This is a genomic window from Rhizobium sp. C104 (assembly GCF_022354505.1).
In the GTDB taxonomy this organism is placed as follows: domain Bacteria; phylum Pseudomonadota; class Alphaproteobacteria; order Rhizobiales; family Rhizobiaceae; genus Rhizobium; species Rhizobium redzepovicii.
In genome coordinates, this window is the sequence record NZ_CP092347.1 from 17,424 (window position 1) to 43,245 (window position 25,822).

The following is a 25,822-nucleotide window of genomic DNA, read 5'->3' on the forward strand; positions in this document are numbered from 1 at the left end:
CGGGGAAGTCATCAGCAGTTCTGGAAGGTGCTTTGGATGGTCTGGCGGAAGCAATCGTGCAATTTGCCGGTTTGATGGCTGTTCGACAGGTCAACTATCACGACTACGGCGAATCAAGCCCCTACCGTCCCGAGCAAGGAGTTGTTCAGCTTTCTGACGAGAATGGCGATGCAGTCCAGACCGCTGATCAAGCAAGTATTCTTACGCTTGAAATAAACCAGGAACTATGGCGCTTGGGGCAGGACGACCCTAACGCGTTTATCGAAATCCGAGGCGTGAAGACGCTTCTGGAGAGCCTGTTCGAGCGCACGGCTGATACAATCGGAAGCAGTGTCGTTACGGAGGCAATTCATACTCTGTATCCCAGCTCAGAAGACAAGCCGATCCAAGAGGTAATCGGCGCGATACAATTTTCGGTTTCCGAAGATCCGCTCAAGACAAAGCTGCCTGAGTGGTACGGCGGATACGACCCGCACCATGCGTCATTGCTAGCTGCTACCGATGGAGACGACGCGGTCGATGGCAACTCTAAGAACAACATAATTGCTGGCTCGGACGGTGATGATGTTTTGGATGGACATAGCGGCCGCGACATCTTGATCGGGGGTTCCGGAAACGATTTGTTCATCGACTCGGTCACTGAAGAGAACGTAAACACTGGCCATAAGAACGATAACGATATTTACGTCGGCAGCGATCAAAAGGTTGGCCTTCTAACTGATTTCCTCGAGTGGCTCGTATTCGGCACCGAAACAGACACGGTCCGATACACGGTTGATCCGGGTGCGTCAGCAACGGATCCCGAGGCGACCGGAGATCTTTCTGACTTCACACAAGGCCTTCGCGTCACCGATCTCCAGAAAACCACGCTCGGCCAGGCTGAGGCCATTAAAATAACTATAGAGGACGCCAATAGCGGCGCAAAAGGTACTGACATCCTTCTTTCGATCGATAAGGTCGAATTGTCAGACCGAGCTGACGAACTTGTTTTGAACGATGCCGCACTCGATGCACCCATCCTCATCGATATGGGCAAATCCGGGCGTATCCAATCCGAGGTGCCGGCTGGCGAGAGGTTGAGCCCTAACGCCTTCACTGAAAACGTCGATGTCGTCGACTACTCTGGGCTGTCGCACGGCATTAACTACCTCAACGGTGTGACGTCGGACCACGATGACGTCTACACGCTTGACAACGTATTCCAATGGCAGGGTTACGATCAGGAACTCTTGACCATTGTCGACTACGCGGCCAAGGGAGCGCTTGGCTACAACAATGCGCTGCATGTTCAAGGCGCCGATCAGGTCAAGCTCAGCGATCATGATGATGTGCTGATCAGTGCCGACTTCGGCTCGATCATCACCACCGGTGAGGGCCAGGACAAGATCTGGTTCACCAACGGCATCGGTGTGACTGACCTCAGCAGCGAAGACCGCATCGCGCTCGGCGGTGTCTTGACGCTTTATGGCGGCCTCAAAAACGAAGCGTCGGAGGATCCCTATGCCTGGGGTCCGTATGGAACAGCTTATGCATTGAATGCCGAGGGAGAACTCGTCATCCGCAATGCATTCTGGCATGTGGCCAATGCCGATGGGACCCCGTCGGATGGCGTCGCGACGATGTATGTCCTCAATTGGAAGGATCAGGCGACGGCGGGCCCAGGCGGCGAAGGCGAAGTTGGGCCAGGCGGGATCTTCCTGGCCGAATACCATATGTACTTCGTCCGCTTCCGTGACATTACGCTCGATATGAAGGGGCAGTATTCCGTGCTCGGCGAGGGCGCGTTCGACATTCTCGGCCTGATGATCAAGACGATGACGGGTCATTATCCCTGGGGTGGTCAGGATCCTCTCGTCCTCGACCTCGATGGTGACGGCATCGAACTCACGGCGCTTGATCGCTCCAAATCGAAGCTCGATCTCGACAACGATCTCTATGCCGAGTCATCCGGTTTCGTCGGCAAGGACGACGGCGTTCTTGTCCGTGACCTTAATGGTGATGGCAAGATCACTGGTTCCGACGAGATGTTCGGCAACGCCACCACTTCGGGACTCGCCGCACTCGCCCTTCTCGACGGCAATCACGACGGTAAGGTCGACGCCAACGATAGTGGGCTCGCAGACTTCAATGGCGATGGTACGGTCACATCGGCCGACAGCTTCTCCTCACTTCTCGTCTGGCAGGATGCCAACGAGAACCACCGCACCGATACCGGTGAGCTCAAGAGTGTCGTGGATCGTGGCATTACCTCGATCAACGTGACGCCGAACACCGGAACCACGACCCAGACGGTCAATGGAAATACAATCACCAGCACCGCAGGCTATACGCTCGCTGACGGTACGGTTCGCACGATCGCAGACGTGCTGCTCAGTCTCGACAACCAGAACACCACCTATGTCGGTGCTCCGATCCAGGTCTCCCAGTCGGTCCTCGACCTTGCCGACCTTAAGGGGCGTGGCACCCTCGTGTCTTTGCACGAGGCACTGAGCGTTCTTCCGACAGCCGAGACGGCTGTGCGCGCTGCAGTCCAAACGCTGACGTCGCCGGTCCTATCGGACTTGCGCGAGGCAATCCGGCCTATCCTGACGGCATGGGCTGAAGGCTCTCCGGTCAAGATTGGTGCTGATATTATAACAGGCGCCGCGGGCCTGACCGCGTATGACGACCTTGCGATCGTTCGCAAAGACGGCAATGTCGTCGATTACGCTTGGGGCGTTTCCTCCGCCGGTGACAGCACGTCCGACATTCCGGGCATCCGGATGGCCTCGGGCGTCATCGTCTCGAGCAGTGAGGGTACGTCGGGACGCGGCGAGCTCTCCAGCCTCCTATCGCAATGGACGGGTGGCGACTCATCGATTGTCGTCACGACCGGAACGGAACTGCATAACGGCGTTTCGGTATCCTATCTCGATTACCGCGACGGTGACGACTACCTGCGCATCTACAACTACCAGAAGGCCGACTGGAGCAGCAATCTTGCATCGTCGGCCAATCACACGCTCGGCAGCGGCGTCGTCATCGACACGATCTCCGGCTCGGACTTCTCCTTCTATGAACGGTTGATCGGTGAATCGCTGCACGCGTTCTTCGATGTTCCGGACTCCGCCACCGCCGGCTACCAGGCGGTTGCGGCCTTCCTCGACAAGATGGATGATGCCCTCGACCTCTTTGCGGTTCGGCTGGCGGTGCAAAGCGGTCCCCTTGCGCATTATTTCGATAGCATCGACTATAATGCCCAAAGCGACGGCTTCACCTCGAAGAGCGGCTCGCAGATTGCCGCTGTCTTCACTGCGCTTCTTGCCGATGCCGAGCAAAGCAGCGACGCCGTGTCATGGCTCACCGATTGGAAGCCTTTCTTCGACGTATTCCTGTCCGACTATTCCCGTGGATCGGCATCTCAGAAGAACACCTATGCCTTCCTGGTGCAGAACATGCTCAACGCGGTTGAGCAGCATGCCGGCGGCATCTCAGTCGTCGACTTCGCGCATGCCTTCGGCATGGCGCAGGATCTGTTCTTCACCGGAACCGGCGTGGTCATTGGCAGCGGACAGGACGACATCCTGATCGTCGATGGTGGCGAAACGGTCGTTCGCGGCGGGACAGGCTCGGACAACTATGTTATCGGCAAGAGCTTCGGCTCGACTGAGATCTTTGACGACGATGGTCTCGGCGGCAGCGTCGATACGGTCCGCTTCTCCGCCCACAATGCCGGCGACATCATAGCCTCGCGCGATGGTATCGACCTGCTTCTGACCGATAAGGTCACCGGCGCTGTATTGCGCATCACCAACGAGTTCGAAGGGCGCTGGCCTGGCTTGATGATTAGCGACGCCTCCCACGACTTCGGAATCAACCAGATCGTATTCAAGGACGGCAGCGTTTGGACTAAGGTGGACATTGCCGAAGCCGTTTCGAAGATCGATGATGCATCGACCCACGTCACAGGTACGGAGGACATCGATGTCCTGCAGGGTGGTAAGGGAGACGACCTGCTCGAGGGCGGCGGTGATACTGATATTTATCGCTACGGTCGTGGCGACGGGCAGGATACGATCCACGACTTCGAGGGCAATGCCTTCCGCAATGACCAGGATATGCTTCAGTTCCTGGACGGCATCCGTAGTGGGGATCTGATATTCCTCCGCGATGGCGCATCGAACGATCTCGTCATCCGCTTCAAGAATAGTCCGCTCGACCAGATTACCATCCAAGGACAATTCGCTGCGACCTATACCGGTCCTTATGGCACCTGGTACATGAACCGCATCGACCTGTTCACGTTCGATGACGGCAGCAGCCTGACAAGCGATCAGGTCGCCAGCATCGTGTTGCAAGCCCATTCTACTGATGGAAATGACGAGCTCTATGGCATGGAGCGCGAAGACATCCTGCGGGCTGGCAAGGGTGACGACTTCATCTCCGGCGGAAATCAGAGCGATCTCTATCTCTATGCGCTTGGAGACGGTCACGACGTCATTCAGGATCGAATGACCAACATTCTGTCCGGAACCGATGACTTCCTGCGATTTGGAGCAGGTATCGGCCGAGAGGATATTAGCTTCGGCAGGGTGGATGGCGACCGCCATTCAATTGTTATCTACGTCAATGGTGGTCAGGGAAGCATTACGCTCCAGAACGAGTTCGCCTACGCCGCATCTGGTGTCTTTGGAAATATCTTCTTCGACCGTATCGAGCGCATTGATTTCACGTCGGGCGACCAGAGCATTTCCTGGCACGAACTCGCGACGATGCTCATCGCGTCGGAAAAAACGAGCGGTGCCGACATCATCGAAGGTTTGGATATTGACGACATACTTGATGGAGGGGCCGGCGACGACACCCTGTACGGTTACAACGGCAACGACACCTACGTATGGGGCCATGGCTACGGCAACGATACGATCCAGGAGCGTGGCGCCGGCGCTCTGAATGGCGGCGATTTCGACAAGATCATTTTCAACGATCAGGTAGTCGCATCTGACATTCAGCTAGTTCGAGATGCAGGTAGCAGCGATCTCGTCATAAGGCTTCGCGACAGCGGCGAAACGCTGACGCTGATCGGCCAATTCTCTTACAATGCCATAAATTATCGACCAGACCAGGTCGATGAGATCCATTTCTCAGATGGCGTTGTCTGGAACGCCGCCGACATCCGCAGCCAATATCTGCTTTCGATGAAAACGGCAGGCAACGACTCCATCTACGGATTCTGGACAAATGACACCCTGGATGGGGGGCAGGCAACGACTACCTCGCAGGTGGCGATGGCGATGACACCTATTTCTTCGGCTATGGCGACGGACAAGACATCGTCCAAGAGAGCTATGGCATTGTGCTCTATTCCGATAACGACACAGTCCGGTTCAACAGCAACGTCAACGTTGATGACGTCACATTCCAACGTGTCGGCGACTACGACCTGCTGATAACGCTTGCCGGATCGAATGACTCTCTTCTCATTCGGAACGAATACGATATCGCCGTCTGGGACATGAACGATGTCGAGCAGTTTGCGTTCGCTGACGGCACGATTCTATCGAAGTTCGACATCATCGTTCGGTTGATCGCTGCCCAGGTGACCGAGGGTGACGACACGGTCACGGCTTTTGATTTCGACGATGTCATCGCCGCAGGTGCGGGAGCGGACACGATCGATGGCCGTAGTGGCAATGACACGATCACCGGCGGGACCGGCAACGACACGATCGACAGCGGCTGGGGCAACGACACGATCTATTACGCCCGTGGTGACGGCAACGACACGATCACGGATACGGGCATGTGGGATACCGACGACCGGCTGGTGTTGTCCGGCATCAATCCCGCCGACGTGACGTTGGTGCGCAATGGCAACGATGTGACGCTGGTCATCGCCGAGAGTGTGGCGGGTGCGGGCGACGCCGGCTCCATCCTGCTCAGCGGCAATCTCAACGAGTACTATCAGACCGGCCTTGAGAAGGTCGTCTTTGCCGACGGCACGATATGGACGCGTGACACGATGCGGGCAGCAGTGCTGGCCGAGGCATCGACGTCAGGCAACGACGTGATCACCGGCTTCAACGCGGCCGACATCATCAATGCCGGCGCCGGCAACGATACGATCAATGCCGGTGATGGCAATGACACGATCACCGGCGGGATCGGGAACGACACGATCGACAGCGGCTGGGGCAACGACACGATCTATTACGCACGCGGCGACGGCAACGACACGATCTCGGATTCGGGCATGTGGGATACCGACGACCGGCTGGTGTTGTCCGGCATCAATCCCGGCGACGTGACGCTGGTGCGCAACGGCAACGATGTGACGCTTGTCATCGCCGAGAGTGCGGCGGGTGCGGGCGATGGCGACAGCATCCTGCTCCAGGGCAATCTCTACGAATACCTTGAGAGCGGCCTTGATAAGATCGTCTTCGCCGACGGCACGGTGTGGAGCAGAGCTGATCTCAGAGCGATGCTGGTGAACTTTGCCGGTACTCCAGGCGACGATGTGATTACCGGATCAAACACGTCTGACATCATCAATGCCGGCGCCGGCAACGATACGATCAATGCCGGTGATGGCAATGACACGATCACCGGCGGGATCGGCAACGACACGATCGACAGCGGCTGGGGCAACGACACGATCTATTACGCACGCGGCGACGGCAACGACACGATCACGGATACGGGCATGTGGGATACCGACGACCGGCTGGTGCTCTCCGGCATCAATCCCGGCGACGTGACGTTGGTGCGCAACGGCAACGATGTGACGTTGGTCATTGCCGAGAGTACGGCGGGTGCGGGCGACGGCGGCTCCATTATGCTCCAGGGCAATCTCAACGAATACTATCAGACCGGCCTTGAGAAGGTCGTCTTTGCCGACGGCACGATATGGACGCGTGACACGATGCGGGCAGCAGTGCTGGCCGAGGCATCGACGTCAGGCAACGACGTGATCACCGGCTTCAACGCGGCCGACATCATCAATGCCGGCGCCGGCAACGATACGATCAATGCCGGTGATGGCAATGACACGATCACCGGCGGGATCGGCAACGACACGATCGACAGCGGCTGGGGCAACGACACGATCTATTACGCATGCGGCGACGGCAACGACACGATCACGGATACGGGCATGTGGGATACCGACGACCGGCTGGTGCTCTCCGGCATCAATCCCGGCGACGTGACGCTGGTGCGCAACGGCAACGATGTGACGTTGGTCATTGCCGAGAGTACGGCGGGTGCGGGCGACGGCGGCTCCATTATGCTCCAGGGCAATCTCAACGAATACTATCAGACCGGCCTTGAGAAGGTCGTCTTTGCCGACGGCACGATATGGACGCGTGACACGATGCGGGCAGCAGTGCTGGCCGAGGCATCGACGTCAGGCAACGACGTGATCACCGGCTTCAACGCGGCCGACATCATCAATGCCGGCGCCGGCAACGATACGATCAATGCCGGTGATGGCAATGACACGATCACCGGCGGGATCGGCAACGACACGATCGACAGCGGCTGGGGCAACGACACGATCTATTATTCCCGCGGCGACGGCAACGACACGATCTCGGATACGGGCATGTGGGATACCGACGACCGGCTGGTGTTGTCCGACATCAATCCCGGCGACGTGACGCTGGTGCGCAACGGCAACGATGTGACGCTTGTCATCGCCGAGAGTACGGCGGGTGCGGGCGACGGCGGCTCCATTATGCTCCAGGGCAATCTCAACGAATACTATCAGACCGGCCTTGAGAAAGTCGTCTTTGCCGACGGCACGATATGGACGCGTGACACGATGCGGGCAGCAGTGCTGGCCGAGGCATCGACGTCAGGCAACGACGTGATCACCGGCTTCAACGCGGCCGACATCATCAATGCCGGCGCCGGCAACGATACGATCAATGCCGGTGATGGCAATGACACGATCACCGGCGGGATCGGCAACGACACGATCGACAGCGGCTGGGGCAACGACACGATCTATTATTCCCGCGGCGACGGCAACGAAACGATCTCGGATTCGGGCATGTGGGATACCGACGACCGGCTGGTGTTGTCCGGCATCAATCCCGGCGACGTGACGCTGGTGCGCAACGGCAACGATGTGACGCTTGTCATCGCCGAGAGTGCGGCGGGTGCGGGCGATGGCGGCTCCATCCTGCTCCAGGGCAATCTCAACGAGTACTATCAGAGCGGCCTTGAGAAGATCGTCTTTGCCGACGGCACGATTTGGACGCGGGCGGACATGCTGACACATATCGCCTATACTGGAGGCACCGTCGGCAACGACATCATCACCGGATCTTCGGCCGCAGATGTGTTGCGTGCAGGACTGGGCAACGACACCTTGAAGGGCGGGGCCGGCAGTGATGCGTACATCTATCTTGCAGGTGATGGCAACGACATCATCGACGAGCCGACGTCGGGAACCGATAGCGATGTTCTCAGGCTGGATGACTTGCTCAAGAGTCAAGTTCTCTTTGCTCGGTCGACAACATCCGCAAGCGACTTGATCATCACAGTCCTCGCAACCGGCGAAACGATTACGCTGAAGAACCAATTCGATACTGCCGGAGGCGTCGAGTCGATCGTCTTCAAGGATGGCGAGGTTCTCGGTGGTGCCGCGGGCGCGTTGGATACTGCGCTCACGGGGCTGCTGGCAATCTATGGAACCTCAGGTAACGATACACTTGCCGGAACGACGGCGAATGACATCATCGATGCGGGTGCGGGCGACGACCGACTTGAAGGCAAGGAAGGCACCGACACCTATATTTATCGACCCGCCGACGGAAATGATGTCATTTTCGACTACCGAGGGTCTCGTGATAATCGACTCGTACTTGGACTTGGAATAGACGCCAGCGATGTTGTTTTCGCGCGCGTTGCCGCAGACTCGAACGATATTAAGCTCGCCTTCCGCTCGATGTCTGGATCGATCACGCTCGACGGTCAGCTTTGGAGCGATGCGGGTGTTGAGTTCATTCAGTTCGCCGATGGTACGGTCTGGAACGAAACAGAGATGTTGCGTCGGTATGTTGCGGACCAGCAGACGTCCGGCAACGACATCATCTGGGGTACGAATCTATCCGACCTGGCAACGGGTGGTGCGGGCGATGACACCCTGACTACCTTTGGCGGCAACGATCGTCTGGTCGGCGGGACAGGTAACGATCGCCTTGACGGCAGCGGCGGTACCGACGTCTACGTCTACGAGGCAGGCGATGGGGACGACGTGATTTTCGACTACACCGGCAGTCGCGACAATGTTTTGGAGTTCAGGCAGGGGATCTCTTCAGCGGACGTGGTGTTTTCACGCGTCGCGAGCGACGCGGCCGACATAAAGCTGACGTTCCGCTCATTGTCCGGCTCGATCGTGCTCGACAATCAGCATTGGGGTGACGCCGGTGTGGAGTTCATTCGGTTTGCCGACGGCACCCTATGGGACGATGCCGAGATCGCTCGCAGATACGTTGCAGATCAAAAGACGGCTGGTGACGACACGATTTGGGCAACGAACCTATCCGACAACGTATTCGGCGGCGCCGGCAATGACACGATCGTAGCCTACGACGGCAACGACCGTCTTATCGGCGAGGCAGGCAACGACCGGCTGGACGGCGGCGGCGGCAACGACGTCTACGTGTACAACGGCGGCGATGGCGACGACGCTATCTTCGACTACCAAAGCAGCCGCAACAACGTTCTCGAATTCGGTGCCGGAATTTCGGCAGCGGACGTAGTGTTTTCACGTGTCGCGAGCGATGCGGCCGATATGAAACTGACATTTCAATCGATGGCTGGCTCCATCGTGCTCGATAATCAGCACTGGGGCGACGCCGGCGTCGAGTTTATTCGGTTCGCCGACGGCACGATCTGGGATGATGCCGAGATCGCTCGTCGATATGTCGCGGGTCAAACGACGGATGGTGATGACACCATTTGGGCAACGAACCTATCCGACAATGTAGTCGGCGGCGCCGGCAATGACACGATTGCCGGCTACGATGGCAACGACCGTCTAGCCGGCGGGGCGGGCAACGACCGCCTGGACGGCGGCGGCGGTAACGACGTCTACGTGTACAACGTCGGCGATGGCGACGACGCTATCTTCGACTACCAAAGCAGCCGCAACAACGTCCTCGAGTTTGGTGCCGGAATTGCGGTAACAGACGTTGTCTTCTCACACGTCACGAGCGATGTGAACGACATGAAGCTGTCATTCCAAGGGATGACAGGCTCCATCGTTGTCGATAACCAGCTCTGGGGCGATGCTGGTGTCGAATTCGTTCGTTTTGCCGACGGCACCGTCTGGAACAAGACTCAGATCGCGGCACGCTATGTAGCCGACCAGCAGACCGCCGGCGACGACATCATCTGGGGGACGTATGGCGCCGATACAATCCAGGGCGGGGCTGGCAACGACACTCTTCGCGGGGTGGGTGGAAATGACACTTTCGTGTTCAAGGCTGACTTCGGCAAAGATACGGTGACAGATTTCTCCGCCGGTGCGGGCATTGGTGATGTCCTCGACATCAGTGACGACCTCTTCGCGGATTTTGCATCGGTGATGGCGGCCGCCACCCAGGTCGGAGCAGACACGTTGATTACTCATGACGCCAACACGTCGATCACTTTGAAGAACGTCGCGCTGACAAGCCTGCACCAGGATGATTTCCGCTTCACGGCTGCAGCGTGAGAAAGAGGAAATCGTCTTGAACAAGGCTGCAGAACAGTCGTCACAAGTATTCCTTGTGGCGGTTCTCTCGTCGCTTCGAAAGGCCTTCCTCGGAGTCGGCCTGACAAGCTGCGTCATCAATATCCTTGCTCTGACCGGCTCATTTTTCATGCTTCAGGTCTACGACCGGGTCATTCCCGGCCGTAGCCTGCCGACATTGGTGGGACTCGGGATCATCGCCGCAACGCTGTTCGTCTTCCAGGGCGTCTTGGAATTGATCCGGTCGATGTTGCTCGTCCGGGTTGGCACTGCGGTCGACGAACGTTTCGGTGACCGCGTTTACGGCTCTCTCGTCTTATTGCCGTCGCGCATGCAGATGCCGGGCGACGGGCTACAGTGCGTGCGGGATCTCGATACCGTCCGCGGTTTTCTGTCGGGACCGGGGCCGACCGCGCTGTTCGACATGCCCTGGATGCCGTTCTATCTTTTCCTTTGTTTCCTCTTCCACATTTGGATCGGAGTGACTGCGCTTGCCGGTGCACTGATCCTTATCGCCTTGACCATGCTTACCGAGGTTCGGTCGCGGCAGCCGGCGAAGGAAGCAGCCAAGCTTGCCGCCGAGCGCATCAATCTTGCCGAAGCGACCAAACGGAACTCGGAAGCCGTCCTCGCCATGGGCTTCGGCCATTTCATCGGTGAGCGTTGGACCGAGCTCAACCGAAAATATCTGGCAAACCACGTTGCCGCCAGCACGGTCACGGGCGGGCTGGCGACGGCATCGAAAATCCTGCGCATGATGCTGCAGTCGGGCGTGCTCGCCGTCGGCGCCCTTCTGGTGATCCGTCAGGAGGCAACTGGCGGCATCATGATTGCTAGTTCCATTTTGGTGAGCCGCGCCCTGGCGCCCGTAGAACTCGCCATCGGGCAATGGAAAGGCTTCGTTGCCGCCCGGCAAAGCTGGGGGCGGCTGACTAAGCTGATGACGCTCATGTCGTCGGAGCAGCGCGAGGTCGATCTACCGGCGCCGCGGGAAAACCTGATCGTCGAGAACCTGCAGATCGCCGCGCCGGGCGGGCGCAGCCCTATTCTTCGCGGCGTCTCCTTCAAGGTTTCGGCAGGAGAGGCAGTTGGCGTTATCGGTCCGAGCGCATCAGGAAAATCCACACTCGCCCGCGCAATCACCGGCCTTTGGTTGCCCTTGGGCGGCGCGGTAAGGCTCGACCAGGCTCTCCTTACCCAGTGGGATCCGCACGAACTCGGCCGCCATCTCGGTTATCTGCCACAGGATGTCTCGCTTTTCGATGGGTCGATCGCGCAGAACATTGCACGGTTTGACCCAAAGGCCAACTCCGAGACTGTCATCGCCGCAGCGAAGGCAGCTGGCGTCTACGACATGATCGTGCAATTTTCAGATGGGTTTGACACCAAGGTCGGAGAACAGGGATCGGTGCTCTCGGCCGGTCAGCGCCAGCGCATAGCGCTTGCTCGCGCACTCTATGGCGAGCCGTTTCTGGTGGTTCTCGACGAGCCTAATTCCAACCTTGATGCCGATGGCGAGGCGGCCCTGACGAAAGCGATCTCTGGGGTTCGCGCGAGGGGAGGGATTGCGATTGTGATCGCACACCGGCCGAGCGCGCTCACGGCAGTCGATCAGGTTCTTGTCATGGGCAATGGCCAGATGCAGGCCTTCGGTCCGAAGGACGAAGTATTGAAAAAGACCACGGCGAGGCCAGCCACGGCGACCCCGCAGCCGATGCGCCTGCTGATCGGCGGCGAGGAGACGGGAACATGAGCGATGTCGGAGCGCCATCGGCGGAAGGCGCCATCCGCAAGCTGACGGTAGCCGCCCTCAGCATCGTCGTCCTACTCGGCGGTGTGATGGGCGGTCTCGCTGCCACCACCCACCTTTCAGGCGCGGTCATCGCCTCCGGAATGGTCGTCGTTGACACTTATGTGAAGCCGGTACAGCATCAGAAAGGCGGTACCGTCGGCCAGATATTCGTCAAGAATGGAGATCTGGTGGAAGCCGGCCAGATCCTCATCCATTTGGACGATACCCAGACCCGCGCCAATCTCGCCATCGTAACCAAGCGGCTGAACGAGCTTTCCGCAAGGACGGCTCGGCTTGTAGCGGAACGCGACGGCACACAGTCGATCGCTTTTTCCGAAGAGTTGCTGGCAAAGGCCAGCGATCCAGAGGCCGCGCGCTCGATCGAGGGCGAGAAACGCCTCTTTGCCAACCGCCGGTCATCGCTGGTGGGGCGAAAGGCGCAATTGCGTGAGCGGATCGAGCAACTCAAGCAGGAAGCCGAGGGTCTGGTCGCCCAGGAAACCGGCAAGCGCCAGGAGATTGCGCTGATCGAAAAGGAACTGGAAAGCATTCAGCGCTTGTTCGATCAAGGGCTCGTTCCCGCCAACCGGGTATATGCGTTGCAGCGTGAGGCCGCGAGCCTCACTGGCGAGCTCGGCAACCTCGTCGCGACCGAAGCACAGACGAAGGGTAAGGTCACGGAAACAGAACTCCAGATCATCCAGATCGATGATGACCAGCGTAGCGAGGTCTCCGACCAGCTTCGACAGGCCGAGGGAGATATCGGCGAATATTCCGAACGCCTGGTCGCTGCTCAGGATGATTTGCAACGTATCGACATTCGCGCGCCGCAGGGCGGCATTGTGCATCAGCTTGCCGTGCACGCATCCGGCGCCGTCATCGCTCCGGGAGAAGCGATCATGCAGATCGTTCCGGATCGCGATGCCCTCGTTGCCGAAGTCAAGCTGATGCCGACCGATATCGATCAAGTGTCCATCGGACAGATGGTGCATTTGAGATTTTCTGCCTTCAGCCAGCGGAACACGCCGGAGCTGAATGGTGTCGTGACCAGTGTTGCAGCAGACCTGACGAGCGATCAGCGCTCGGGCCTCAGCTACTACGTCGTCCGTACCAAGGTTTCCGATGGCGAATGGCAGAGGCTTGGCCAGGTCACGCCCGTTCCCGGCATGCCGGTCGAAGCCTTCATACAGACCGGCGAACGAACGGCGCTGGCATATTTGACGAAGCCTCTCATGGATCAGGTCGCGCGAGCCTTCAAGGAAGAATAAAAAGATGCGGCGCCTTAATCACCGACCGGGGGAAGAAAGACAGCTGACCAATGCCGACACTCTCGACCGTTCGGCATTCCCTGGGGCCGCGTAGGATAGTGTCGGGTGACTGAGGTAGCGAAACTTCCATTAAAGTCGTTCCATAAATACCGGTTACGCCACTGACACTGAAAATAGCGGGGTCGACGGTCCTGTTCCTTTCAAATTTCGGCTATTTCGGCGTGTCGGCTTTGTTGGCGCGCGCCTGAATTTGCGTGCATCGTTCGATCAGGTGTTCGAACGGCTCGGAATCGCCGAGCAGCAGACCGTCGTCGACCATGCGCGCGTAATCCTCACCGAGTGCGCGCAGACCTTCTCCGGAGGGTGTCAGAACCAGATTGCCATTGACGGCTGCGGCGTAGTCGATGGGCGAGCGGTCGGCCGCCTTTTCCGCAAAGAACATTGATTTGTGTTTCGCCACGGCATTGGCGAGCTGCCGATCCGCGAATGCCTTGTCGGCGAAACCAGCATCGTTCAACCGGACGACGTCATGCCAATGACGAGCAAAACGATCGCCGCGGAGGCGCTCCTGCAGGCAGAAGACATGGATTGCCGTCGCCTTCTCCCAGAACGTCCGCTCCGCGTGCATGACGCGGGGGCTCGCCTTCGGAAATTCGACACCATCGACCTGACCCGCGGCGTCGCAGTCGACATCGCGAATACTGGCTGGCTCGCCGGTGGATCGGGCCCCGAATTCGAGCATGACGCTCCGGGCGACATAACCGGATCCGCTGCTCACCGCGTCATAGTCCAGATAGAGCGTATCATCCTCGAGGCGAATTGCCGCCGGAAGAGATTGATCGCGCAGCGCACCGGCGATGACCGGCTCCACCGACTCCGAAACCCAGACCGGAAGCCGCTTCCGTACTTCGCTGGTCCAGCGTTTCTCTTCGCTGCGGGTTTTCGGCAGCGCCTCATCATTATCGCCGACCAGGTCCGGCGCCAGGGCGCGGATATCATAGGTCAGGTCGACGTCCTCGGAGAACCTTTTGATGACGCCGTAGCCTTTCGAAAGCGAAGTGCCGCCCTTGAAGACGAGGTGCTCGCCGAGCTTGGACGAAAAGAGCGTCTGCAGCGTCCAGACGACCCAGACATCCTTTTCGAGCAGGTGAATGGGCCGTCCGGTGCGGTCGGCCGCCACGGCCAAGGCTTCGCGCCGGTCGTCCTTTGACAAGGTCAGGAACTGATCAGCCATGCGCAGCCTTTCCCACGCTTCTTGCAAGCCAAGTCGGGAACTGCGGAGCCGCCGCCACTAACTCGCCGAACGCGTCTGGCGGCAGCTTTCGCTTGATCCGCGACAGTGCTTCATCGGCCTTCTCGGGCCCAAGCCAGGCGAGCGCACGGACCGCCACGCCGGCGGGCCGATCGGCCAAGGCCAGTTGCCAGCGAGGGACATGCCTAAGCTCGACCGTTTGCTGTCCAAGGTTCATCGTCCGGCTGCGGCCGGATGTAAGGTAGACGGAGCGGACCGGGACCTGGGTGGTCAGGCCCAGGGAATTCGCAGCGGCGGCGCCGTTTGAGACAATGACCTCGCCGCGCTGCTGCGCCACTGCCTCTACGGCCTGTTCGACCGTCGGCAGCCGACTGCCAAAACGACTTTTGACGGGCCGCATATAGATACCACGGCCGGCCCGGACGAGCTCGCCACGCTCGGCCAGGCGCGACAGAGCCTGGTCCAGGGCGGCACGATTTCCGAGATGCAAAAAGCTCTTTGCCGAAAGCGCGGACCCTTCCGGCAGTCGTTCAGCATGGCCCATGATTTGTGACGTCAGCTTTTGCATGGCATGTCTCCTGTCAGAAATATATACAGTTTTCTGACAGTTTGCAATGAGAGGGGAAGACGACGCGTGTCATACTGGTATTTTTTTGCCGCGTTCGTATTCTTTCTGGGAAGATCGAGGAAGGCGCCCGCTGCCTATGCAAGGCGTCGAACGTCGCCGGCAGGCCAGAGCTCTCGAGGCCAGCGACCGGCTTGTTGCCATAGAGTTCGCGTTTTAGGCCAGGAAGATCGCATAATGGATCGTCGGGAACCTATGTATGTCTCGGACAAACTACAGGTCGCCGCTTCCTTTCAGTATGGACCGCCATCAGCCCCATTCGATTGGCCACATATTCTGCTCCCGAAATGGTGGGGTGGACCGATTATGACGGTAGGTATAGACGCGTGGTCCGGTAGGCGCTATTCGTGATGTACCAACATCAGCAAACCATCCCGTGGATTCTCCAAGGCCTCTTGTATTGAAAAAAGTGCAACGCAGTTTTGCCGTCGAGTACAAAACCGGCAGGCGAAAACTCGATACCAGGTCAAACTCGATCTGGGGCAACGTTGATTTGAAATCCGTCGCTCGCGACCTGGAGGAAGAGGCAATGCCGTTTCTGTCGGGTAGCTCTCAGAGTGGCAAATCCGACTGCGAAATGTCTTTACCAAAAGCAGATCAGGTCGAGCCGTTGTTGACAGCGCCTCTCGGGCCGTCGACAACTGCATCAGACACACAGGAGATAAGCATGGCCGACGAGACTGATACTGCAACCAGTGCCGATGTGCCGACCGTTGTCGAAACGCCTATTGCGCCGAAGAAACAGCGCAAACTCCGGGCCAAGAAAACCGCGGCACTTGAGACGCCGTCAGCTGACGCTGCGGCAGAGCCAGCAGTTGCTCTGGTCGCCGCCGGTGGTGTGAAAAGGAGAAGGCGCAAGGCAAAGGTGATCGAAGTTACGGCGAGCGCCAAACGCGCACCTGTGCGCCGCACTCCAAAGGCTGTGCAGACAGCGCCGGTCGCGCCGATGACGGCGATCGATGAGATGGCGGATCTCCTGCAGTTGGAAGAGGAAAATCAGCGACTGCGCAAGCTTCTGGCTGAAAAACTTCGCGCTGAAAATGCCGATCTGCGCAAACGGCTCAAGCTCGATTGACAAAAGCGGCTGGTCAATCGCCGGCCGCATTTCCATGCTTATCGAGAGATACAATTTGGCAACGGTGAATGCTGTTGCCGGAACTAAAACTCACTGCCTGCTTGCGGGATAAATCGCGAGGTCGGATAGATGGCGTCTCCCTGGAAATTTCTTGCCCGTCTGATCTCACCTGGACGCCAACAAAAAAGAGAAAGCGGCTCGAACGAGAAGGTTACGTCGGTGGCGTTGCCTATTTCCGGTCCGACTGAAGCGCCTGCCGAGGAGAGCGTGAATGGCGCTGATCGACCGGTTAGCGAGGAGCTACCTCGTCATGGTCAAGCCGCTGCAATTTCCGTAGAGCCGGTGCATTCGGATGAAGCCAAAAACGGTGCCCGCGATAGGGTCGAACGCGGTGCAGCAAAAATTGGGCAGGCCGCTAATCAGGCTTTATCCGGCGGTACTGGTATCGACGTCACCGCTGCACATGATGATACTACGCAGATCAGGCGAACTGTCAAAGTGGCACCGCGAAAGCAAAGACGTCGCAGCAAGGAAGCGGTAGCGGTTGCGAACGTTTCGCCCGTATCCCAGATCGCACACATTGCAGAGGAGATAAGGCTCGATGAAGAGATCAGGGTGCTCAGGGGCAGCTGGCGAGAAAGCTAACGCTGCAAAACGCGCAGTTAAGAAAAATGCTGGAGCGATTTGAACGGTGAACGTGGGGCCGAGTTGATTTTGCTCTACGCATTTGAATGGGCGTTCGACCCTGGTCAACTTGCATAGTGGGCTAGATGCTGGGAGTGCATGTAAAGGCGACGATGACATGTGGCGCAACTTGCGATGTGTTGATGGCCGAAATCTCCGACGACAATCAACGAGTTTCAGCCAACGTGCCAGGGGACGCTGCTTACGGCCAGTTCTTCTTCGACCACCGGTCCGCCTCCAGAGATCGCGGACCAATGAATCGACAACGGACATAGCGCCAGCATAAGTCGCAAATTCGCAAACGTTTAGGCCAAAGCGAAATGACGCGCAATCCACCGGGTTAGTAAAGCAATCGAGCGCGTATCGTTCCCGGAATCTGGCGAATTTCATCAAGGATGTCACCCGCTCTCTGGCCAATGCTCTCGGCCTCAATCACCACATAACCCATCTCGCCGTAGGTCTGCAGGAATTCGCCGACGATATTTAGTCCGCGGGACGAAAAAATCATATTCAAACTGTTCAAGATGCCAGGGCGATTTTCATGAACATGGATGAAACGTGTGCCGTTCGGTCGCGGAGGCAGTTGAACCTGGGGAAAATTGACCGCGCCCAGCGTCGAACCGACGTCCGAATATTCGACGAGCTTCCTTGAGACTTCCCCTCCGATGCGCTCCTGCGCTTCTTCGGTTGAGCCGCCGATATGTGGCGTCAGAATTACATTGTCCAAACCCTGTAGCGGCGTCTTGAAAAGTTCTTTATTGGATGCCGGCTCTTTCGGGAACACGTCCACAGCCGCGCCTGCGAGATGCCCTTCTTTCAAAACCGTCGCAAGCGCCTCAAGATCGACCACGGTCCCGCGGGAATTGTTGATAAAAACGGCTCCCTTTTTCATTCGGCGCAGTTCAGCCTCAGTGATCATGTTTCGCGTTGATCTGGTCTCTGGAACATGCATCGTCACATAATCTGAGATTTCGAGCAGTGCCCCGAGCGTCGCCATCGATTCTGTATTGCCGTGGCGAAGCTTGTCCGAGGGATCGAAATAGCGCACGTTCATGCCCATACTTTCCGCAAGAACGCCAAGCTGCGAACCGATATTGCCATAGCCAACGATGCCCAGCGTTTTCCCGCGAACCTCACGACTGCCGACGGCAGATTTTTCCCATCCGCCTTCATGAGCCGAAGCCGAACGCGGGAAGATCCGCCTGGTCAGCATGATGATCTCACCGATCACAAGCTCGGCGACCGAGCGCGTATTTGAATAGGGAGCGTTGAACACGGGTATCCCGCGTCGGCGGGCCGCATCCAGATCGACCTGATTTGTCCCCACAGAAAAACAGCCGACGGCCATGAGCTTCTTAGCCGATCTGAAGATTTCCTCTGTCAGATATGTGCGTGAGCGAATTCCCACAATATGTGCTTCGGCTATATGACTTTTAAGATCCTTGTCATCCAGAGCCTTCGGCAGATGCGTGAGATTGACGTAGCCTGATGACGAAAAGTAGTCCACCGCGCTCTGACTGATCCCTTCAAGCAGAAGTACGGAAATCCGGTCGCGCGGAAGCGAAAGAGGTCGGGACATTGGATTGCTCTCGATTTTGGAATTCATTAAGAAGAGGCCACAAAAGCCCACAGACAGGGCAACAGGATTCAGTCAGATCCACGGACATTTGCACATAATAACCGACTCCGGCGGTAGAACATATGGCGCGCCAGCGGACAGTTCCGCATTGTCCAAAGATCTACATCATTTCCTATTGAAGCCGAACTGGTCATAGAGCCGTGCGACGACTGCCTTGTCTGCGGAATTGTCGCCGGCCAACGCACGCGTCGCGCGGCTTTTGTGGATTGCAGATGAGCTTAGCTCAACGCAGTGATGATGTCATGTGATCTCAACCAAATCGAAATCCAACCCATATCGCTGATGCGTCGCTGGTAGCGGCACCACCTCAGCAATGTGGAGTATTAGCAAATGAAAACATGGTTCATCACAGGTGCATCCCGCGGTTTCGGTCGCGCTGTCGCCGAGGAAGCCATTCGCCGCGGTGATAAAGTCGCCGCAACCGCTCGTTCCGTCGAAGCGCTTCAAGACCTTGTGGCACTTTCTCCCGAAGGCGTCGCGGCGATTCAACTCGACGTCACCAATTCCGAAGAGATCAAGCACAGCGTAGCCGCTGCCCAAGCACGCTTTGGCCACATCGACCTCCTCTTCAACAACGCTGGGATTGGCTATTTCGCTGCGGTCGAGGAAAGCCAGGAGGCGGAAATTCGACGAATGATGGAGATAAACGTTTTTGGTCTTGTCAACGTCACCAATGCGTTTCTTCCTGCCATGCGGGCGCGGCGCTCAGGTACCATCATAAACGTCTCGTCCGTCGGAGGCATCCGAGCTTTTCCGGCTGTCGGATGGTACTGCGCGTCCAAGTTCGCTGTGGAAGCTATTTCTGAATCGCTCTCGCAGGAATTGCAGCCGCTCGGTATTGACATCGTCCTCATCGAGCCCGGCCCGTTTGCGACGGATTGGGCTGGCAACTCAGCACATGAAGTACCACCGGACGGTGAAATCGCCGATTACGGCAATACGGCGGGTGGCCAGCGCGCGTCCTTCCGACAGAACGTCGGCAACGAGCCAGGGGATCCGGCAAAGGCGGCCGTGGCGATTGTCAATGTCGCTCATGACGAGGACAAGCCTCTGCGACTGCCGCTTGGCAATATCAGCTATGACGGCATTCTCAATAAACTCGAGCAGGTCCGTCAGGAGATCGCGAAGCGAGAAGCGGTCAGCCGCGCCGCGGATCGGGATTGACGTTGTTCGGGTGGCTTCTGCGATGACGCTATTGGTGCGTATCGCGGAAAAGGGAGACGTCCTTTCAGTTTCCGTATCAGAGCTTGGGGCCCGAGCGAGACTGGGAATCCAGTGACAATGTCTCGCAGCGTTCGCCGGCTTCAAAGCGTGCCGTAGCCCGGGCGAGCCCATTAGAGCCGAGCTCACGTCGGCGTCAATGTCCCGGTCGTCTTCAGGAACGCCGATCAGCACCGTCGTTTTGAGGCCGGCGCGCGCGAAGATGTTCGCGACGTCGGTCGCTCCCGTGAAATCGTCGGCCACGCAGCCGACCAGCAACTTTCCGGCGGCCACCACGGATCACCTCATGATGAAGGGGTTGGCGACGTCGTCAGCGGTCGAGATCATCACGCTCTTCGTCTGCATGTAGTTCTGGATCGACGCGATGCCATTCTCGCGACCGATGCCGGAGTGCTTGTAGCCTCCAAGAGGCGACATATAGCTGATGACGCGGTAAGTGTTGACCCAGACCGTGCCAGCCTGGATGGCGGCCGAAACTTTCAGGATACGACGCATGTCCTGGGTCCAGAAGCCCGCGGCCAGCCCGTAATTGGTGTCATTGGCAATATGCACGGCTTCCTCATCGCTGTCGAAGGGGATGACCGCCAGAACCGGGCCGAAGACCTCCTCCTGCGCGATGCGCATGTCGTTTCGGACCCCGGAGAAAATCGTAGGTTCGACGAACCAGCCCCTGGAGAGCTCGGCATTGTCCGGCCGCCCCCACCGAGAACGCATTCGGCGCCCTCGCCTTTTGCGATGTCGATATAGCCGAGGATCTTCTCGAGTTGCGGCGGCGTCGTCACGGGGCCAACCTGCGTCGACGTCAATAGCGGATCGCCCATTCTCGCCGTTTTTGCGAGGTTGACGATCTTCTCGAGAAACTGGTCGTGGATCTTTCGCTGCACGAGCAACCGTGAGCCCGCGATACATGTCTGACCGGTGGCAGCGAAGATGCCGGAGATCACCCCGTTGACGGCATTGTCGATCTCCGCATCGTCGAAGACGATGTGCGGGCTCTTGCCGCCGAGTTCAAGCGTAACCTTCTTGAAGTTGCGCGCTGCAAGCTCGCCGATCTTGCGCCCGGTGCCTTCACTTCCCGTGAAAGCGATCTTGGCGACGTACTTGTGGGTCGTCAGCGTCTCGCCGACATCCGCGCCGAACCCTGTGACGACGTTGAAGACGCCCGCGGGAAAGCCAGCCTGTTCGACGAGCTTTGCGAACTCAAGGGTCGAAGCAGACGTGAACTCCGAGGGCTTTGCCACGAAGGTGTTCCCTGCGGCGAGTGCCGGTGCCAGCTTGTAGGCGAGCAGCAGGAGAGGGGAGTTCCACGGCGTAATCCCGACGCAGACGCCGAGCGGCTCATTACGAGTGAAGTTGAAGGTGTCCGCCTTATCGATCGGGATGACCGCTCCTTCGATCTTGTCCGCCAGCCCGCCGAAGTAGTAGTACCACTGCGGGATGTACTTGAGCTGAAACAGCATCTCGTTGATGAGCTTGCCGTTGTCCGTAACCTCGATCGTCGCGAGATGCTCCGCTTTCTCGGCGATCAGGTCGCCAAGACGCCGAAGAAGGTGTCCGCGGGCGCTCGCGGTGAGCTTCGGCCACGGACCGCTCGTGAAGGCGCGGTGCGCAGCCTCGACTGCTCGTTCCGCATCTTCCCTGCCGCCCTTCGGAATAGCGGCCCAGGTCTGCCCGTTGAAAGGGTTCTTCGTCTCGAACGTATCTCCATTGGCAGCGTCTTCCCACTTGCCGTCGATGAACATCTTGTATGTCTGCATTGTCTTTCTCTCTTCTAGCATCCGAGTTGTCGGGCGAGGTCTTCGAGATCGTCGGCGACGTAATCCCAGCGCTGCTCGGCTGTGAGGTCGGTCGTCTGACCCTCGCCGTATTCGGTGGGTCGTGCGATGAATGCGGTTTTAAGGCCAAGGCTGCGCGCGGCGGCAAGATCGTAGTTGTGGGCAGCGCACATCATGACGGCCCCGGGCTCCAGATAAAGGAGTTTGCAGACCCCGAGGTAGGTCTCCGGATCGGGCTTGTAGTGCTGGAAAAGCTCGCAGGAGAACACGTTGTCCCACGGCAAGTCGGCAAGCTTTGCCATGTTGACGAGAATCGCGACATTGGCGTTGGACAGCGGGCCGATGATAAACTTCGACTTCAGCCGGTGTAGCCCGCGCGATGCGTCGGGCCAGCCGTCCAGGCGATGCCAGACCTTGTTGACGTGCATCATCCGGTCGTGGTCTAGTTCGGCCAGCCCCATCTCTGCGAACACTGCCTTCAAGGCATCGAGGTGAAGTTCGTCCAGGTTCGTCCACGGCAACTCGCCGCTGCGCACCCGCGCTTTCTGGGGATTGTAACGGTCTCGCCAGCGGTCGACGAGGCCGGGCCAGTCGATCTCCACGCCTTCCGTCGCGCCCCAGCCGGTGAGATCGCGGATGATTGAACCCCGCCAGTCGACGACCGTGCCGAACGTGTCGAAGACAATGGCCTTGACGCTATTGGTCATCTAGCGCCCTCCTTCTTGTGGGACGAAACGCGCTCGAACGTTTCCACTCGCTTTTCGGCCACCCAGTCTCGAACCATCGCATCAAAGCTCAGGAAGTGCGGCGTCTTCAGGTGGAAGTCGAAATCGGCTTTTGAGCCGTAGACTTCATAGAGGTAGGTGCGCTCCGGCCGCTCAGGATCGCGGCAGACATCGAACACTTCGCAGTTTGGTTCGTCGCGCAGCGACGTCGCCGCATTCTCGATTATCGCCGCATGGAAATTATCGGCGAACTGGCTCCGAACGACGAACTCAACGACCACGACGAAGCCTGTGGATGCCGAACTCATGCGACCTCCTCGCGGACGGCACCCAGAGCGCCGATCACGCTGCGCGTCATCTCCGCGCAATTGGCGCTTCCGCCATACTCCATTGGAACCGCGATCTTTGTCGACAAGGTGTGCTCGACCGCCGCCTCGATCAGCCCGGCGGCGTCAGCAAGCCGCTGATCGCCGTGCTTTACCGCTAGCCAGTCGAGCATCATCGCTCCTGACAGGAACATTGCGCCCGGATTGGCGACGCCCTTACCCGCGATATCGGGAGCGGTCCCGTGTGCCGGCTGGAAGAGGCCGTGGGTATCACCGATGTCCGCCGAAGGGGCCATCCCCATGCCGCCGATCAGGCCGGCCGCAAGGTCGGAAAGGATGTCGCCGAACATGTTCTCTGTCACCAGCACGTCGAGCGTCCAGGGCTTCTTCACCATGTTGAGCGCTAGCGCGTCGACGTAGGCATAGTCCCTGTGCAACTCAGGGTGCTTTGCAGCGATCTCATCGAAGACCTTGCGGAAGAAAGCCATCGAACTGAAGACATTCGCCTTGTCGACGCAGGTCACCGTGCCGGGCTTGCCGCGACGTTTGCGCTGGGCGGCGAGCTGGAAAGCGAATTCGGTAACGCGCTCGGTGCCGGCCCGCGTGATCTGCATCGTGTCGTAGGCCTCCTGGTTGTTCAGGACCTCGCCGCGCCCGCGCGCATAAAACAGGCCTTCTGTCTGCTCGCGGACCAGCACGAAGTCGATTCCTTCGGCGCGAGGATCGGACAGCACTTTCGGAAGGCCCGGAAACCACCGGATCGGACGGACACCTGCAAACAGGCCGAACTCCATGCGCAGGTCGAGCTGCGGAATGATTTCCGTCCCGTCCGGGAAGCGGATGTCGGGCCAGCCCATCGCGCCGAAGAGGATTGCGTCGGATGTCCGGCAGGCCTCGAGCGCGGCGGCGGGCAGGGCCTGGCCGGTCTCCGCGTAGTGCTGCGCACCGGCCTGATGCGTCTCAAACACGAGCGGTGGCGCGCCCGCCTGGCCGACGGCGGCGTCGATCAATTCCATGCAGGCAGGCATGACTTCCCTGCCGATCCCGTCGCCGGGAAGGACTGCGATCTTGAGAGTGTTGTTCAACGATGACATTTGAAACCTGTCCTAGAGGTGGTTGAGGCCGAGGCGCTCGAGGAGGTCGAGCAGTTCCTTGCCTGCCCGCTCCCGGTGCGCCTTGTGAATGTTTCGTGCCTTTTCGCGATCGCCTTCGCGGATTGCTTGCACGAGTTCTGCATGTTCGCGGGTTGAGTTGACGGGCTTAGGACGCATCTTCAGCGTCACCATCCTGACGCGATGTGCGCGGTCGATGAAATTGAGGACGACCGACTTGAGCATCTGGTTGCCGCCAAGTTCGAGCAGTTGCTCATGAAATCTCGCGTCCGCCTGCGCCCAGCGCTCCAAGTCATCTTGCGAAAGCGCATGGTCCATATCGGCGGTAGCCTTTTCGAGACCCCGGAGTTGATCCTCGGAAAGCTGGCGGCTGGCGGCCAGCTCTGCAGCCGTACTCTCCAGCGACGTCAGGATTTCGTAAATTTCCTTCATGTCAGAAATAGAAATCGGCAGGACCCGCATTCCATGCCTCGGGATAACCGAAACAAGTCCGTCCTGCTGGAGGCGCATGAGCGCCTCCCTCACGGGCGTCCGACTCATTCCCAACTGGGAGGCGACTTCCTGTTCGGTCGCCTGGTAACCGGGCGCCCACTTGTTATCCAGGATGAGCTGGCGCAACCGAAGGTGCGCTGTCGCGGTCATTGTTTTCGCGAAGGCGTCCTCTTTGATCTCTGAGACCGGTGCTGTCTGTTTCCTGGTCGGCATTTTCTTTCCCTTCAAGCTGGCTGATTTCTCAGGAGCCTACATATTTTCGCCAGCTATGTTCAGGCTGGTATCCGAGAACGCTCTTTGCTTTGTCGATTGACAGCAAGGTTTCGTTGTTCCCGATCTGCTTCTTGAACGGGACCCCCGAATACCACCTCCTGACGAGTTCCTCGTTGGAGGTGGTCATGACCCCATCGTCGTTTGCGATGATGAACACCTCGGCACCTTTGCCGCTCCACTCGAGCGAGCGACGGATCGCCTGTGCCCCGTCGCGGGCGTCGATATAGGTCCAAAGGTTGAAGCGTCTGCTGCCCGGGTTCTGCTCGAAGGCCGGGAAGTCGGCATACTCGCTCTCGTCCATAACGTTGGAGAAGCGTAGGCAAACGATCTTGAGCTCGCTGTCCCAGCGGCAATACTGCTTTGCCATCTCCTCGCCGAGATGCTTCGAGAGGGAATAGGAGGTTTCCGGGCGCGACTGATAATTCTCGTCCGCCGGCAGATAGTCAGGCTTGATCTCGTAAGGAATGCCGAGCAGGGTCTCGCTCGACGCCCACACGATGTTCTTGATGCCGAGCAAGCGGCATGACTCGAAAACATTGAACGTCGAGATGGTGTTGACCCGGAAAACATCCGCAGGAGCAACGCGCCCCGGCATCGGCACAGCGGCCAGATGGACGACGGCTTCAGTGTTGCGATTGTGGTCCCAATCAAAGCCACTGATCGCCTCGATCGTGGCGCGCATATCCTCGAAATCGACCTTGACGAAGGGGCAGAGGTTTTCTGGCGGAGCGATCGTATCCGCGTTGATGACGTCGTGGCCGCTCTCAACCAGATGCTTGATCGTGGCTCTACCCAGTTTGCCGCTGCCGCCTGTGACTAAAACTCTCATATCCTAATACC

14 protein-coding genes and 3 pseudogenes are annotated in these 25,822 nt (G+C 58.6%); 7 read left to right on the forward strand and 10 right to left on the reverse strand.

Going from position 1 to position 25,822, the window contains the following annotated elements; genetic code table 11:
* Window positions 1-32: 32 nt before the first annotated feature.
* The 4 genes from MF410_RS00110 to MF410_RS00135 are packed head-to-tail and all read left to right on the forward strand — an operon-like array spanning window position 33 to window position 13,783.
* On the forward strand, window positions 33-5,429 hold the full coding sequence (locus MF410_RS00110) for a calcium-binding protein (protein ID WP_275593004.1): 5,397 nt from the start codon (window positions 33-35) through the stop codon (window positions 5,427-5,429).
* Complete coding sequence (locus MF410_RS00125; RefSeq protein ID WP_239619777.1) at window positions 5,336-10,705, forward strand: calcium-binding protein; 5,370 nt, start codon at window positions 5,336-5,338, stop codon at window positions 10,703-10,705. Before MF410_RS00110 ends, MF410_RS00125 begins: the two co-directional genes overlap by 94 nt.
* A complete protein-coding gene (locus tag MF410_RS00130) occupies window positions 10,677-12,476 on the forward strand; it encodes a type I secretion system permease/ATPase (protein ID WP_239619778.1) in 1,800 nt (599 codons plus the stop codon). Before MF410_RS00125 ends, MF410_RS00130 begins: the two co-directional genes overlap by 29 nt.
* Window positions 12,473-13,783 carry an HlyD family type I secretion periplasmic adaptor subunit gene (locus tag MF410_RS00135; protein ID WP_096771283.1) on the forward strand — a complete coding sequence of 437 codons (1,311 nt, stop codon included), beginning with the start codon at window positions 12,473-12,475 and terminating at the stop codon, window positions 13,781-13,783. Before MF410_RS00130 ends, MF410_RS00135 begins: the two co-directional genes overlap by 4 nt.
* A 211-nt stretch (window positions 13,784-13,994) precedes the next feature.
* Here the strand turns inward: MF410_RS00135 and MF410_RS00140 are convergent, their stop codons facing one another.
* Window positions 13,995-15,017, reverse strand: a complete 1,023-nt coding sequence (locus tag MF410_RS00140) for a nucleotidyl transferase AbiEii/AbiGii toxin family protein (protein WP_096771282.1) — start codon at window positions 15,015-15,017, stop codon at window positions 13,995-13,997.
* Window positions 15,010-15,603 carry a DUF6088 family protein gene (locus tag MF410_RS00145; protein WP_096771281.1) on the reverse strand — a complete coding sequence of 198 codons (594 nt, stop codon included), beginning with the start codon at window positions 15,601-15,603 and terminating at the stop codon, window positions 15,010-15,012. The genes MF410_RS00140 and MF410_RS00145 overlap by 8 nt, the downstream gene beginning before the upstream one ends.
* Window positions 15,604-16,060: 457 nt before the next feature.
* Here MF410_RS00145 and MF410_RS00150 point away from each other — a divergent pair, with 457 nt between their 5' ends.
* Together MF410_RS00150 and MF410_RS00155 are read left to right on the forward strand one after the other, a co-directional pair.
* The gene (locus MF410_RS00150) at window positions 16,061-16,735 is read left to right on the forward strand and encodes a transcriptional regulator (protein ID WP_081284270.1); all 675 of its coding nucleotides are present in this window, start codon (window positions 16,061-16,063) and stop codon (window positions 16,733-16,735) included.
* Between the two features lie 129 nt (window positions 16,736-16,864).
* Window positions 16,865-17,430 (forward strand): annotated as a pseudogene (locus MF410_RS00155) (hypothetical protein).
* Window positions 17,431-17,759: 329 nt separating this feature from the next.
* On the opposite strand, the gene serA reads toward MF410_RS00155, so the two are convergent.
* Complete coding sequence (gene serA, locus MF410_RS00160; protein ID WP_096771280.1) at window positions 17,760-18,998, reverse strand: phosphoglycerate dehydrogenase; 1,239 nt, start codon at window positions 18,996-18,998, stop codon at window positions 17,760-17,762.
* Window positions 18,999-19,388: 390 nt separating this feature from the next.
* Here serA and MF410_RS00165 point away from each other — a divergent pair, with 390 nt between their 5' ends.
* Window positions 19,389-20,222 carry an oxidoreductase gene (locus tag MF410_RS00165; RefSeq protein ID WP_096771279.1) on the forward strand — a complete coding sequence of 278 codons (834 nt, stop codon included), beginning with the start codon at window positions 19,389-19,391 and terminating at the stop codon, window positions 20,220-20,222.
* 252 nt (window positions 20,223-20,474) lie between these two features.
* On the opposite strand, the pseudogene MF410_RS36740 reads toward MF410_RS00165, so the two are convergent.
* The 7 genes and pseudogenes from MF410_RS36740 to MF410_RS00200 all read right to left on the reverse strand — a co-directional run.
* A pseudogene (locus MF410_RS36740) lies at window positions 20,475-20,555 on the reverse strand (hypothetical protein); the annotation flags it as partial.
* Window positions 20,556-20,558: 3 nt separating this feature from the next.
* A pseudogene (locus tag MF410_RS00175) lies at window positions 20,559-22,036 on the reverse strand (aldehyde dehydrogenase).
* 14 nt (window positions 22,037-22,050) lie between these two features.
* Window positions 22,051-22,761 carry a haloacid dehalogenase type II gene (locus tag MF410_RS00180; RefSeq protein ID WP_064843699.1) on the reverse strand — a complete coding sequence of 237 codons (711 nt, stop codon included), beginning with the start codon at window positions 22,759-22,761 and terminating at the stop codon, window positions 22,051-22,053.
* Window positions 22,758-23,087: an antibiotic biosynthesis monooxygenase gene (locus tag MF410_RS00185; protein ID WP_064843700.1), complete on the reverse strand. Its 330-nt coding sequence runs from the start codon at window positions 23,085-23,087 to the stop codon at window positions 22,758-22,760. The genes MF410_RS00180 and MF410_RS00185 overlap by 4 nt, the downstream gene beginning before the upstream one ends.
* Window positions 23,084-24,199, reverse strand: coding sequence for an isocitrate/isopropylmalate dehydrogenase family protein (locus MF410_RS00190; RefSeq protein WP_064843701.1), 1,116 nt, complete (start codon window positions 24,197-24,199; stop codon window positions 23,084-23,086). The genes MF410_RS00185 and MF410_RS00190 overlap by 4 nt, the downstream gene beginning before the upstream one ends.
* Window positions 24,200-24,211: 12 nt before the next feature.
* A complete protein-coding gene (locus MF410_RS00195) occupies window positions 24,212-24,922 on the reverse strand; it encodes a GntR family transcriptional regulator (RefSeq protein WP_040113969.1) in 711 nt (236 codons plus the stop codon).
* A gap of 28 nt (window positions 24,923-24,950) precedes the next feature.
* Window positions 24,951-25,811, reverse strand: a complete 861-nt coding sequence (locus MF410_RS00200; RefSeq protein ID WP_064843702.1) for an NAD(P)-dependent oxidoreductase — start codon at window positions 25,809-25,811, stop codon at window positions 24,951-24,953.
* Window positions 25,812-25,822: the final 11 nt, after the last annotated feature.

Bases quoted from the DNA above. Each gene is read 5' to 3' on its own strand.
- MF410_RS00195 (WP_040113969.1), bottom strand. From the start codon at position 24,922: ATGCCGACCAGGAAACAGACAGCACCGGTCTCAGAGATCAAAGAGGAC.
- MF410_RS00185 (WP_064843700.1), bottom strand. From the start codon at position 23,087: ATGAGTTCGGCATCCACAGGCTTCGTCGTGGTCGTTGAGTTCGTCGTT.
- MF410_RS00200 (WP_064843702.1), bottom strand. From the start codon at position 25,811: ATGAGAGTTTTAGTCACAGGCGGCAGCGGCAAACTGGGTAGAGCCACG.
- MF410_RS00180 (WP_064843699.1), bottom strand. From the start codon at position 22,761: ATGACCAATAGCGTCAAGGCCATTGTCTTCGACACGTTCGGCACGGTC.
- MF410_RS00135 (WP_096771283.1), top strand. From the start codon at position 12,473: ATGAGCGATGTCGGAGCGCCATCGGCGGAAGGCGCCATCCGCAAGCTG.
- MF410_RS00140 (WP_096771282.1), bottom strand. From the start codon at position 15,017: ATGGCTGATCAGTTCCTGACCTTGTCAAAGGACGACCGGCGCGAAGCC.
- MF410_RS00145 (WP_096771281.1), bottom strand. From the start codon at position 15,603: ATGCAAAAGCTGACGTCACAAATCATGGGCCATGCTGAACGACTGCCG.
- MF410_RS00130 (WP_239619778.1), top strand. From the start codon at position 10,677: ATGATTTCCGCTTCACGGCTGCAGCGTGAGAAAGAGGAAATCGTCTTG.
- serA (WP_096771280.1), bottom strand. From the start codon at position 18,998: ATGTCCCGACCTCTTTCGCTTCCGCGCGACCGGATTTCCGTACTTCTG.
- MF410_RS00190 (WP_064843701.1), bottom strand. From the start codon at position 24,199: ATGTCATCGTTGAACAACACTCTCAAGATCGCAGTCCTTCCCGGCGAC.
- MF410_RS00165 (WP_096771279.1), top strand. From the start codon at position 19,389: ATGAAAACATGGTTCATCACAGGTGCATCCCGCGGTTTCGGTCGCGCT.